The organism is Streptomyces flavofungini, from assembly GCF_041028215.1.
Taxonomy (GTDB): Bacteria; Actinomycetota; Actinomycetes; order Streptomycetales; family Streptomycetaceae; genus Streptomyces; species Streptomyces flavofungini_B.
In genome coordinates this window covers 1-11323 of sequence record NZ_JASKYR010000194.1, presented here as the reverse complement: position 1 = coordinate 11323, position 11323 = coordinate 1, and the positions used below count along the sequence as shown (strand labels likewise).

11 protein-coding genes are annotated in these 11323 nt (G+C 68.6%); 4 read left to right on the top strand and 7 right to left on the bottom strand.

Features of this window, described 5'->3' with window-relative positions:
• Positions 1-369: 369 nt before the first annotated feature.
• A complete protein-coding gene (locus AB8Z36_RS15855; RefSeq protein WP_369213946.1) occupies positions 370-1110 on the bottom strand; it encodes a nitroreductase in 741 nt (246 codons plus the stop codon).
• 101 nt (positions 1111-1211) lie between these two features.
• Between AB8Z36_RS15855 and AB8Z36_RS15850 the strand changes: the two genes are divergently transcribed.
• Positions 1212-1805: a TetR/AcrR family transcriptional regulator gene (locus tag AB8Z36_RS15850; protein ID WP_369213945.1), complete on the top strand. Its 594-nt coding sequence runs from the start codon at positions 1212-1214 to the stop codon at positions 1803-1805.
• Between the two features lie 103 nt (positions 1806-1908).
• Here the strand turns inward: AB8Z36_RS15850 and AB8Z36_RS15845 are convergent, their stop codons facing one another.
• Both AB8Z36_RS15845 and AB8Z36_RS15840 read right to left on the bottom strand, forming a co-directional pair.
• Positions 1909-2529 carry an ANTAR domain-containing protein gene (locus AB8Z36_RS15845; protein WP_369213944.1) on the bottom strand — a complete coding sequence of 207 codons (621 nt, stop codon included), beginning with the start codon at positions 2527-2529 and terminating at the stop codon, positions 1909-1911.
• Positions 2530-3620: 1091 nt separating this feature from the next.
• Complete coding sequence (locus AB8Z36_RS15840; RefSeq protein WP_369213943.1) at positions 3621-4853, bottom strand: FAD-dependent monooxygenase; 1233 nt, start codon at positions 4851-4853, stop codon at positions 3621-3623.
• Positions 4854-5007: 154 nt separating this feature from the next.
• Between AB8Z36_RS15840 and AB8Z36_RS15835 the strand changes: the two genes are divergently transcribed.
• Both AB8Z36_RS15835 and AB8Z36_RS15830 read left to right on the top strand, forming a co-directional pair.
• Entirely contained in the window at positions 5008-5589 is a 582-nt protein-coding gene (locus AB8Z36_RS15835; RefSeq protein WP_369213942.1) for a TetR-like C-terminal domain-containing protein, read from the top strand.
• Between the two features lie 520 nt (positions 5590-6109).
• Positions 6110-6625 (top strand): DUF6228 family protein, encoded by a 516-nt coding sequence (locus tag AB8Z36_RS15830; protein WP_369213941.1) that lies wholly within the window; start codon positions 6110-6112, stop codon positions 6623-6625.
• Between the two features lie 281 nt (positions 6626-6906).
• Here the strand turns inward: AB8Z36_RS15830 and AB8Z36_RS15825 are convergent, their stop codons facing one another.
• The 4 genes from AB8Z36_RS15825 to AB8Z36_RS15810 form a co-directional block, all read right to left on the bottom strand.
• Entirely contained in the window at positions 6907-7872 is a 966-nt protein-coding gene (locus AB8Z36_RS15825; protein WP_369213940.1) for a hypothetical protein, read from the bottom strand.
• 283 nt (positions 7873-8155) lie between these two features.
• Positions 8156-8641 carry an RDD family protein gene (locus tag AB8Z36_RS15820; RefSeq protein WP_369213939.1) on the bottom strand — a complete coding sequence of 162 codons (486 nt, stop codon included), beginning with the start codon at positions 8639-8641 and terminating at the stop codon, positions 8156-8158.
• A 425-nt stretch (positions 8642-9066) separates the two neighbouring features.
• Positions 9067-9600, bottom strand: coding sequence for a DUF7822 domain-containing protein (locus AB8Z36_RS15815; RefSeq protein WP_369213938.1), 534 nt, complete (start codon positions 9598-9600; stop codon positions 9067-9069).
• A 240-nt stretch (positions 9601-9840) separates the two neighbouring features.
• Positions 9841-10494 (bottom strand): hypothetical protein, encoded by a 654-nt coding sequence (locus tag AB8Z36_RS15810; RefSeq protein WP_369213937.1) that lies wholly within the window; start codon positions 10492-10494, stop codon positions 9841-9843.
• A gap of 284 nt (positions 10495-10778) precedes the next feature.
• Here AB8Z36_RS15810 and AB8Z36_RS15805 point away from each other — a divergent pair.
• Positions 10779-11323 (top strand): helix-turn-helix domain-containing protein (locus AB8Z36_RS15805; RefSeq protein WP_440581928.1); only part of this gene is annotated, 545 nt, incomplete at its 3' end.

Genomic DNA, 11323 nt, shown 5'->3' with positions numbered 1-11323 from the left:
CCTCACCCACCGCACACCTCCCCGTTACGGCCGCCCCCGAAGGGCCCGGCCTATGACACGGCCACCGTACGCGCCTGACCATCTGCCGGGGCGCATCGGATCACGCGGGAGAGGTCGGCAGCGGTATGCACGGGCTAGGCCGTCGAACGATCCGCCGCTCGTACGACCCGGCAGGCCTGCGCAGACGCAGGTTCGGATGCACCTTCCACCTTCTCAGAGAAGGCCGACCAGATGGGCAACCGCGGGAAGCTCAACTCCCGAGGCGGCCGACCACCGGCCTTCGATGACGGACTCGCCGTCCGATACGAGGCACCCGTGCTGGTCGCAGCCCTCAACGAGGGGCCGTGACCAGCGCTTTCGGGACCGACTCTAGGTGTGGAATGTGGTGGTTGTTTCCAGCGCTGCCCGGCCGGTCGTGACCCGGTTTACCGGCGCATTCTCGTCGGCGTAGCCGAAGGAGACACCAACGAGCAGCTTCCCCTCGTCCACTCCGAGTTGATCGCGGACGGTGTCGGCGTAGAAGCTGAGCAGGCCCTGCGGGCAACTGGCCACGCCATAGCCGGTCATGGCCAGCAGCAGCGTCTGCAGGTAAGCGCCGGCGTCGGCGGCCAGTCGCGGACCGCCGTCACCGGTGACGAACAGGAACGCGGCATGGGGCGCCCCGTAGAAGCCCAGACTCTCCGCGTCGTAGGCCGCGCGAGCCGGGCGGTCGTCGGGGCCGATGCCCAGCGCTCCGTACAGACCGGCGCCGAAGGCGGCCCGCCGTTCCCGGTGGACGGGGGCGTACATGTCCTCGGAGTACGGGTAATCGGCGGTGACGCGTCGCTCGGCGTGGGCCGTTCGCAGGGCGTCGGCCAGACGGTCTCGCCGTGCGCCGCCGACCACCTCGACCCGCCACGGCTGCGCGTTGGAATTGGACGGCGCGGCACCGGCCAGGGAGAAGACCTCGCGCAGAGTGTCCTCGGGTACCGGATCGGGACGGAATGCGCGGGTCGCGCGGCGCCCGCGGATCAGCCGCTCGGCGTACTCCGACGTTTGCGTCCCGCCTGACCGTGTCCCGCCGGTGGGCGCTTCGCTCGTACGTGTCCGGGTGAAGACCGGTCCGCTCATGGAACTCTCCTCAGGATCACCAAAGTAAACGCGATCGTTTACTTGAGTCGGCACTATAGGCGGCAACCCCCCCGAAGTAAACGAGAACGTATACTTAAGCCATGAGCACGACGACGACGGCGTCTCGACGGCAGGGGCGCGGAGGGCGGGAGCGCATCCTGGCCGCCGCGGCCGGACTGTTCGCGGCCCAGGGGATCAACGCGACCGGCATGGAACAGATCGCGGAGCGGGCGCCCGTGTCCAAGCGCACCCTCTACGCGCACTTCAGGACCAAGGACGAGCTGGTCCTCGCCCACCTCAAGGACCTCTCCTCGACGGGACGCACCCTGGAGGGCGTGCTGGCACGCGAGGACATCCCCGCCGAGGAGCGGATCCTCGCACTGTTCGACCCGCCCCCGACCGGCACGGAGCCCGTGCGCGGATGCCCGTTCATCGACGCCGCCGCGGAGTTCCCCGACCCCCAGAACGCGGTCCACTCCTACGCCCGCGAACAGAAACTGCTGATGGTGCGGCTGGTGACCGACCTGGTAGCGGAACTGGGCTGCCGAGAGCCCGCCCTCCTCGCCGAACAACTCGTGACCCTCGCGGACGGCGCCGCCAGCCGCGCCATGGTGCTGGACGAGTCGGACTACGGCCGCCACGCACGGACAGCGGCGGAGACCCTCCTGAAAAACGCGCTACCGAGCACGATCTGACAGGCCCCATCGGGTTGCGCGGTATGCCTAGCGCCTGACGCAAAGATCCCGTCGCTCGACCGAGAGGAAGGCGGAACCCTGCTGCATTCAGTGCACGGAGCGTTCACGTCGAATCGTCGGCTCCACCTGCGATCTGATGCCGGATGACCCAGGAAGGCCACCGCTGTGCCGTCTGGCCACAGGACGCCTCGAAGCCGTCGACGATTTCGCGGGCGAGGACGCACACGGACTTCCCACTGTGCGTCGACTGCGCCCGCAGCAGCGCGCCGGCCTGCTCGGCATTACGGTAGGTGAGCTGGGCAATCATGCCGGTGGCCTGTTCGGTCACGATCTTCTCGTCCAGGTCGTGCTGCAGAGTGTCCGTCCGGGCGCGCAGACCGTCACGACCGCGCCGGTTGTCCAATCCGGCGGCCGCGAGGTCAGCAAGCGTCTGGCCCAGGCTGAGATCGTCCTTGGCCAGAGGCGTCTGGCCCGTCGCGAGGAGTTCCACCACTCCGAGGAACTCGCCGTGGTGACGCAACTCCAGCACGGCCGCCATCTGTCCGGTCGTGCGGCCGGTGTGTGCGTGCTTACCGGTGTCGGCCAGTGTCGTCCGCACACCCTCGACCGGCAGGATCAGCAGATAGGCCTTCGCGAGCCCGAGCAGCCATTCGGACTCGGGGCGGACGACGCAGCCGAGCTCGGTGCAGGCTTCCGCCACGAGCTGCAAGCGGCTCTTCTCCATCCTCACGTACTACCCCCGGTCCTTGTGTCAGCTGACCGAGCAACATTGCCCGTACTGCTGGAGCGAGTACCAGCTCAGCCACGGCCATAACCGCCCGGCCAGAACGAATCCATATCTGCTCCGACGCAAGGCGACGCCTTGCGTGGCCGGGCGATCCGAACGTGGCCCTGGCCGACCAGGGCGGCGGCAGCATCCCGGTGCACCGCCTCCTGCCAGGCGCTGATCCGCAGTTCAGCCGACCGGTCTACGGCCGCGGTACGACGCGGAAGAGCCGGGCGTGCTCGGTCTGCGGGCGCGACGCGACCGGTATATGGCCCAAGGCCCGCGGTCTGCCCGCCATCTTCTGCGGTCCTGACGTCGGTAGCAACGACTCGATCAGCGACCACAGTCCGGCCAAGACGCCTACTGCCCGCGACTGACGGCTTCTTACAGCCCGAACTACGAACAGACGAACTGACTACTTCTTACGTCTACGCATGCCAGCTCTTGTAAGAGCCAGTCATTCACCAGTTGCGAGTTCGAAAGGAGCCCGGCACCGACTGGGCAGCAGGCCTCGGTCGGACAACCGCCCGCTCCAGACGGACCGGCTCCGGGCCGAACACCGACCGGTGGAGCTTCTGCGAGTCCTGGTCCGGACTCGGGCGCTTGGAGTTGCAATCCGCCGCGCGTTCGGCGACGCCCTGTATCCCACGGCACAGGCCGCGTCGGCGTCACTGAGCATCTGCTGCCGGTCGGGGTCACTGCCATCAAAGTGCGGCCAGCACAGACGGCCTTCAAGGGCATAGGGGTCTGCTCGCAGCCGCGCCGCCATCCGCGAACGCCACCTGCCACGGCGAGGCAGCCGGTGAGCCACCGACGCAGCGCGGATGTCCTGCTGCACCGTGCCGTACAGCGCGTGTTCTCCTGCCCCGCGGTGCGGCCTGGCGGCACTTTCCGAGGCCGCTGGTCGACACTGCGGCGCGGTTCACCGCCCCGCTCACCGCTCACCACTCACCACCCACCTCGTACCACTTATCGCTCACCGCGCTGCCCGGACGCAGGCGGTTCGTGCGTGGACACCCTCTGGACCGCGTGGTGAGCGGTGGCGCCGGTCAGATGGCCAGGCCCGGCCGGGGCTCTCCCACGGGGGCGCTGGTGCGGCCGTGCTCCGAGGCCGCGAAGGCCTTGCGGACGAGCGGGCGCGCCGCTCTGGACTGAAGTGCGCGCATCGCCAGCGCGTTGACGCGAATGCCCAGCGCGGACTTGGGTGCCATGGAAGCGACACGGCCGGGCGGGAGTTGCTGCGCCGATGCGGTCCTGGGCCGCATGGTCCGCTCGAAGGCCGCCAGCGCGGCGGGCGTGCGCGAGGTGTCGCCGGGCGCGCCCGCGGCACGCAGTGCGGCGGCCAGTTCGGCGGCGCCGCGCAGGGCGAGGGCGGTGCCGAGGCCGCTGAGCGGGCTCGCGCACCAGGCGCTGTCACCAAGCAGGACGACGCGGCCGGTGCTCCAGGACGGCACGTGCACCTGGTCGAAGGTGTCCAGGGCGAAGTCGTCGGCCTGCCGGGCCGCGGCCAGGAATTCGGCGGTACGCCAGCCGACCCCGGCGAACGTCCGCTCCAGCAGTGCGAACTGGGCCTCGCGGTCGTGCCGCGGGGGCAGCGTGTCGGCGGCGAAGGTCAGGCCTACCTCCTGTTGCCCGGGGTGGCCGGGGCGGGCCTCGACGCCGCGGCGGCCGGGTGCGTTGTGGGTCAGGAACCAGCCGTCGAGCGGCGGCGTGCCGGGCTGCTCGGTGAGGGTGAACCAGGCGTGGGCCAGGCCGAGGGGCCTGCGGTAGTTTTCCTCCGGTCCGAAGCACAGCGTACGGACCGTGGAGTGCGCACCGTCGGCGCCGACCACCAGGTCGAACGTCTCTGCCGCGCCGCTGCGGAAGCGGGCGAGGACTCCGGCCCCGGTGTCTTCCAGCGCCATGACGGTCTCGCCGAAGCGGTGTGTCACGCCCGGCCCGGCCGCCTCGTGGATGATCCGGGCGAGGTCGGTGCGTAGAAGTTCCTCGGCGGAGACGTATCCGCGTCCGTCGAACGCCTCCACGGGCATCTCGGCCAGACGGCGCTCCCGCGCGTCGATCCAGGCCGCGCCGCGCTGCGGCACCAGGCAGTTGAGCGCCTGCTGGAGCAGTCCGGCGCGGTCAAGGACCTCCCGGCTGTCGCCGCGCAGGTCGACGGTCTGGCCGCCGGTGCGCAGGGCAGGCGCGATTTCCGCGACGGTGACCTTCCAGCCGTCCCTCTCCATGAGCAGCGCGAGGGTGTCCCCCGCGATTCCAGCGCCGACGACGAGTACGTGGGCCACGGCATCCTCCGGTTCTGCTTCTGCTGTTGCTTCTGCTTCGGCATGGGTCGCGGGTCGCAGGGGTGGTACCCCCACACCCTTCATGCGAATGTTTCGCATTTACAGTAGGCCCCTCGACCGGCCTAATGCAAGAGTTTCGCGATAGAGTGGAGCGGTGAAGCAAGCATCAGGAACAGCCCGGCCCGGCGGCCGCACCGCCCGCACCCGTGAGGCCGTGCGCGCCGCCACCCGCGAACTGCTGGCCGAATCCGACGACGGCACCATCGACATCGCGGAGGTCTCGGCCCGCTCCGGCGTCCACCTCGCCACCGTCTACCGCCGTTGGCGCAGCGCCGACGGCCTGATCATCGACGCGGTCATCGACGAGCTGGGCAGCCGATCACCACTGCCCGCCACCGGCGACCTGCGAGCCGACCTGCACACCTGGATCACCAGCCTGCTCAGCGACCTGACCCAACCCAGCCACCTGGCCTTCTTCAGAGCCCTGCTCCGGGCCGGTGGCGAAGGACAGGACACCCGCAGCTTCGCCGAACCCCGAATCCAGCAGATCCAAGCCACCTTGGACGCCGCCGACGCCACCGTGCTCACTTGGACAGACATCTTCGAACTGGTGCTGGCACCGGCCTATGTGCGCGCGCTGCTGAGCCTGCCGATGGACCCGGCCACCGAGACCGCTCGGCTGGTCGACAACGTCCTGGCCATCCGGGCCGCACGCGAGCGCCAAGCGGCGGAGTGAGCGTACGGATGCCACTGCGGGCCCCTCACGGGCCCTCGCGAGGTACTGACGGCATGCGGGCGGTTCCGTTCCGTCGCCGGACCGCCGATCCGGCCATCGACCCGCACGAGGCCCTGCTGGCCGCACGAGGACCTGCTCGACATCCTCGCGCTGTTGCACGGCACCTCAAGTCGCGAGGTCAAGATGTCGCTGACAGCTGACAGCTGACTGCTATCTGCTGACCTCGACCGTCATGCCCGGATCACCCGACTCGGCGACCGCCCGCATCCGCACCCCCTTGGATCCGGCGTCATGGGCAGTGCTGGAACGCTGTCTCGCCACCGAGAAGCCCAGCAGACCGGCAGCGCCCACGTGATGGTCACCCGTCAGACGAAGTCCTGCCGTGGGACTCGCCCTCACTGCCTATGTCAGCCCGATCCCAGCCGCCTCCCGGCCCCAGAAACACGGTGACGGCGGCCACCGCCTGACTTACCGTTGAGCGCATGAGCACTCACGACGTCGGCTTCGACGAGTCGACGAGGTGGTCGTCCGCTCGCGGGACAACTCGGCGGTCAGCGTGAGGTTCTGCGACCGTTTCCGTCCGGACGAAGACTGTGTGCACTACGCCGTTGAAGCATCCGCGCCCGGGCTGCATGCCCGTGTCGACGAAGCAGTCGCGTGGATCTCGGACGCCGACCTGGCGCCCTTCTTGGAGGAGTTGGCCCGGGACTGTCGAGGCTGGGACGGAGAGCGCGTCTGGCAGAACAACGATCACGATCTCACCCTCTGTGCGGTTTTCCGGTCGGGCGGTCATGTCGGGTTGACCTGGATTCTTCGGCCCTGGCYGACCGCCGCCGGTGGCTGGGAGAGTTCCGTCACCACATGGCTGGAAGCCGGGGAACAGGTGTCCGCCCTCGCCGCAGACCTCCGCCACTTCCTCCTCGAACGGAAGAGGGGACCGACACCAGAGATCAACGAAGCCCTGACCCTGGCAGAACATGAAGACCAGTGGCCACGGGCCGCGAAGTCTTCGAACGAGCCCGGTGACGGAGCTTGACCAGAAAACACCCGACCGCTGCCCGAGAGACACGCTATGCATGTCGCGCTGGCGGGACTGCCTATCGCCTTGCCGCGGCGACCACGGCGACGGACTGTCCGGAGTTTCACGAGCATCTGTCTCGGCCCCTGGGGGCAGCCTGGTGGTCTCGCCTGGGCAGGCATGGCTCGCGCGGCGGCGCAGGGTGCCAAGCCCGTGCACTACAAGGCCTGGTCATGATGCGCGTGGTGATGCCCATGCCGCGCGGTAAACCGGCCCCACCCGGCGACTTCAATGACCGGTCAGCGATCCTGCTCCAAGAACCACGGCTGGGGTCCCTCAGGGCTCCAGTCGGGCAACTTCATATGCCGGTAGTCGGTGTACCCCCTACCCAGCCAGTCGTAGGTATCGGAGTTCACCCGGCTGACCATGGAAAACGGATGGCCTTTGTCATCGATCTCCATCGACCTTCGTTCACCGTCCTCGATCCAGCTCAGCTCGACGGTGAAGCGGTACCCGGCCTTGAGGGTGTACGGAATGACGGTAATGACCTCGGGTTCGTCCCGGGTGATCGTCGCCGGTAGCTTTCCCAACTGCCGCTTGTCGTCCAACCCCTTGACCTGGACAGCCCGGTAGGAGGTCGCGGAACGGTCCAGGTTGAATGCCAGGTTCCGCACCTCGGCCTCACCACACTGGCCGAACGGCGCGATGAACGAACTCCGCTGCGGCGGCTTGATCTTGCCTTTGACGTTGATCTTGAGTCGGTCGATCACGATGGCTGTGTCACTGCGGCTCTGCACGGTGAGCTGAACCAGCAGATAGTCAGCCGGGACACCGCGATGCGCGGCCAGATACGGGCCCCTGCCGCCGGCGCCACCCAGATACTTCTGAAAGCCGCGCAGTGAGGATGCGGGCCCGGGAAACACATAGCCGCCACCCCCTTCGCAGTTGTTGGCCGGGTCAACCGTGCTGGACACCACTGCGAGCATCGAAGGGTCGTCGCTGAACTGATCACCGACCCAGCTCAATATCGACTGCAGACCACCCGTGGCCACGGCCGTCACCGCGGCGAGCACGACCCCGAGCCCCGCAGTGATCAGTTGCTTGCGCCGGCTTGGGCGCTCGCTCTCCCCTGTGTCGGTGTCGGCCGACCCCTGGTTGCGCGGCTCAGCAACGGCCGGTGGCGTCGGGTCGGGCCGCCGCGAGGGCGGTGAAGGTTCTGCCATGCGCTGTCCTCTCGGCAAACCCAGAAAGGCCAGCATCTCCATTCTCGGGCCTGCTTCAAGACGAACGACGGAAATTGGTACGCAAATCCCCGCAGGCTCCGGCAAAGCCAGCATGACCGCGATCGTCTCGGCGGACCGACGGCGAGCAGCTCGGGGACCGTGCCGTGACGCGAAGGCCGTCCGCCCGACGGCGCGACGGCGCGAGCAGGGAGCGAGTGGTGCTGGCCAAGCGCCTTGCCGCTGTCCCATCTCCATGTCCGGGCACGCGGAGGCGCTTGGCATCTGCCGGTGGGCGCGCGCTGCTCGCTGTCACTCGTCCACGGGTCTATCCGGCTGGACGGGCTCGTCGGTTCTGCCCGTACGGAAGCACCGGCCCGGAATCCGCGCGTACGACCACCACCTTGGTGATCTTGTCGGCGAACGTCTGGGCCTTGTCATCCCAGCTCGCCCACAGCCAGCCAAGACAGAAGGCCGGGTAGTTGAGGAACTGGCAGAGCCTGCGGGTGAAGGCCAGGGGACCGCCGGGCGCGAGCGCGTCATAGGTGCGGATGGCCCTGATGCCGACGGTCTTCTTGCCTACCGTCTGTCCGGTGCGGCCCTCGCGGACCGCCTGCCAGACGCAGGCGGCGAGCATGTAGGCCACGGCCACCCAGCCCAGATACGTATCCAGGCCCTCGCCGGAATTATCGTCGCCGAGCGCCTCCGCGATACCCATGATCAGCCAGAACGGACCGAAGTTGATCAGGCAGTCCAGGAGGAAGGCTCCCGCACGCTGACCCCAGCTCGCGTACCGCGGTGACTGGCATAGCATCCTCCCTTCCCACCCACCGGAAGCCCCGGATATCGGTGGTGGCGACGGCGGATAGCCGTACGGCATCTGAGGCGCGCCCTCCGGGTGCGGCGGGTGGGGGTGGTTCACGTCGTAACTCCAGATCGCAAACGAGGGCATGACTGAACGTCACCTTCTGATCACGCAGCCTAGTCATGTGTCCCTCACGGTGCTTCAGCGGCCCCGGCCAGTCCTCACAGCAATCGTCACCGGTTCCTCGCCCTTCCTTTGGCGCACTCCCTGGCCGACGAGCGAGACGCTTGACTAGGCCGCGTCGACCCGCGGTGGGCAACGAACCCCGCTCGCTGACGAGCCACCACCGGATCGCAGCTCTTGGCACAGGCGCTGATCGCAGCTCTTGGCACAGGCGCTGAGGGTCATCGCTCGGAATCGCGCCGCGGGCACGCTCAGTCGGGGAAGGAGTAGTAGAGAGCCTCGCTGTAGAAGGACGCGAAATGCCTCTGCCAGTCGGCCCGGACCGAGGCCAGCCAGTCGTCGTTCTCGCCTGCTATCGCCGCTTGGGCTTTGGCGACGGCGTCGGGTATGTCCTCGGACGCCAGATGCCGCACGCTCGCTGCCGGGTCGTCGCCCGTCATGGAGACGATCTCCCCGCTCTCGAGGACGAAGTACTTCGCCTGCTGCTTCTCGAGGTGGGCCTTGGTCCTGGCAACGCACTCGGCGAACTCGGAATCGTCCTCCAGGCCCTTGCCGACCACGCGCAGGAAGTCGCGGAGCAGGGCCGCCCCATCGGCGTAGTCCGCGGCGATACCGATCGGGGGGTTCCAGATCATGGACGGAACAATCGTTGTTCCGCGCCCCGCCATGAGCTTGTGCGCGAGCGGGATGTCCCAGTTGTGCTCGGATATGCATCGAATCCGCTTGGGGATCTCCGATTCGTTCGGCATCGAGTCTGCGGCGTAGAGGTAGGAACGGTTTGCCATGGTGGTGAAGCTAGCACCGGGCACTGACAATGCCGACGCCGTCCAAAGTCGACGCCGTCGGGCACTTCCCGTACCCGTACGGGAGTTTTGGCGCCATGATCTGGTACAGGCATTCACCGTCGGTCCGGTAGTGCGGGCGCATGGCCCAGAAGGGGGCCATGCGCCCGAGAAGGGGGCCGTCCCTCCGACCCCCGTGACGGAAGGACGGCCCCTGCTCTCTTCTCGGTGGTTGTCGGCCGGTCAGTACAGCTTGTTGACGGCCGTGGTCGTGGTCTTCTTGAAGGCGGTCACGGGCGCGTCTTCGAAGTCGCCCATCTGCCCCCACCGCACGACGGTGACGGTCCTGCCGTCGCGTCCGACCGACAACAGAGCGATGTCGGTTGCGCCCCAGGACGTCTCGGTGCGCAGGCCGCGGACGCGGGCGCCCTCCTCGACCGGCAGCTTGCCGTAGTCCCGGCCCTCGGCCTCGACATCGGGTGAGGACTCCTCGATGCGCCCGGCGCAGGTGCGGATCAAGTCGTCGTAGTGCTTGGCCAGGGCCTTGGCATGGGCGGCTGTGTCCGTCACGACGGTCAACTGCACGGCGCCGGTGTCCAGGTCGGTCCTGAACTCACGGTGCCGGTAGTCGTAGGACGGCACGCCCTCCGTACTCACGCAGAAGCCGAGCCCCTCCGGGAACCCGGCGGTGACCGGCCCAGCGGTCCAGGGCGACGTCGGGTGCGGCGGGAGCTGGGACGCCGAAAGGAACTTGGGCACAGCGGCGCGCACCGCAGGGGCCTTTGACGCGGCGGCCTGTGGCGCGGCGCCGGCGGCCTGTGCCGTGAAGAGCGTGCCCACAGCGAGGGCGGCGACGGTGAGTGCCGTGCAGGTGCTCGTTGGAATGCGCTTGGACATGGGTGTCCCCCGGGATGAGTGCGTGGATGTGAGTCGGTACGTGTTTGTGAGTTCGTACGTGGACGTGAATGCGTACCTGGACGTGCATGCGTACGCACTCGTGGCTGCCGCGGCACGACCGGCCGGTCGGCCCGGACGTGGCCGGTGCGGCACCAGAAGCATCAGTAATCACAGGCGCCGGGCGCAACAGCCGACGGCCGATCAAGCACGGTGGAACCATCCCAGCCCCTCTGACGTGCAGATACATGGGGTGCCTGGGATAGCGTCCCGGGCCGGGCGGGGACATGACGAAGGCGGGGAGTGCGGTGTCGGCACAGGACGACGGCGACGGCATCGACGATGTGGCGCGGTTCGCGGCGCTGTTGCGGGCGCTGAAGGAGCGCACCGACCGGAGTTATGGCTCGCTGGCCCGCCGCCTGGGCATGAACACCTCGACGCTGCACCGCTACTGCGCGGGCGACACGGTGCCGCTCGACTTCGCTCCCGTGGAACGTTTCGCGGCCCTGTGCGGGGCCACCTCGCAGCAACGGCTGGAACTTCACCGCTGTTGGCTCCTGGCGGTGGCGGCCCGCCGTCGGCCTCCTGCGGCGGGCGCGGCGCGGAGCACTCCCGACGCCGCAGTCGCGGAGCCCGTGACGCCCGAGGTTGCGGCCTCGGAAGCCGTACACGACGCGGCGTCCCCAGCGAGCTCGCTCGGCGGAGCGGACCCAGCGGACCCAGCGGACAGAGCAGCAGACGGAGCGCCCAGACCACCCGGCCCGTCATCACCCCCGCGCCCCCGCCACCCCGCGTACCGTCGCAGACGTCTCGTGGCCGGGGTGGTCAGCGT

Coding starts and splice junctions, on each gene's coding strand:
- AB8Z36_RS15810 (WP_369213937.1), bottom strand. CDS start 10,494: ATGTCCAAGCGCATTCCAACGAGCACCTGCACGGCACTCACCGTCGCC.
- AB8Z36_RS15850 (WP_369213945.1), top strand. CDS start 1,212: ATGAGCACGACGACGACGGCGTCTCGACGGCAGGGGCGCGGAGGGCGG.
- AB8Z36_RS15855 (WP_369213946.1), bottom strand. CDS start 1,110: ATGAGCGGACCGGTCTTCACCCGGACACGTACGAGCGAAGCGCCCACC.
- AB8Z36_RS15825 (WP_369213940.1), bottom strand. CDS start 7,872: ATGGAGATGCTGGCCTTTCTGGGTTTGCCGAGAGGACAGCGCATGGCA.
- AB8Z36_RS15820 (WP_369213939.1), bottom strand. CDS start 8,641: ATGCTATGCCAGTCACCGCGGTACGCGAGCTGGGGTCAGCGTGCGGGA.
- AB8Z36_RS15845 (WP_369213944.1), bottom strand. CDS start 2,529: ATGGAGAAGAGCCGCTTGCAGCTCGTGGCGGAAGCCTGCACCGAGCTC.
- AB8Z36_RS15815 (WP_369213938.1), bottom strand. CDS start 9,600: ATGGCAAACCGTTCCTACCTCTACGCCGCAGACTCGATGCCGAACGAA.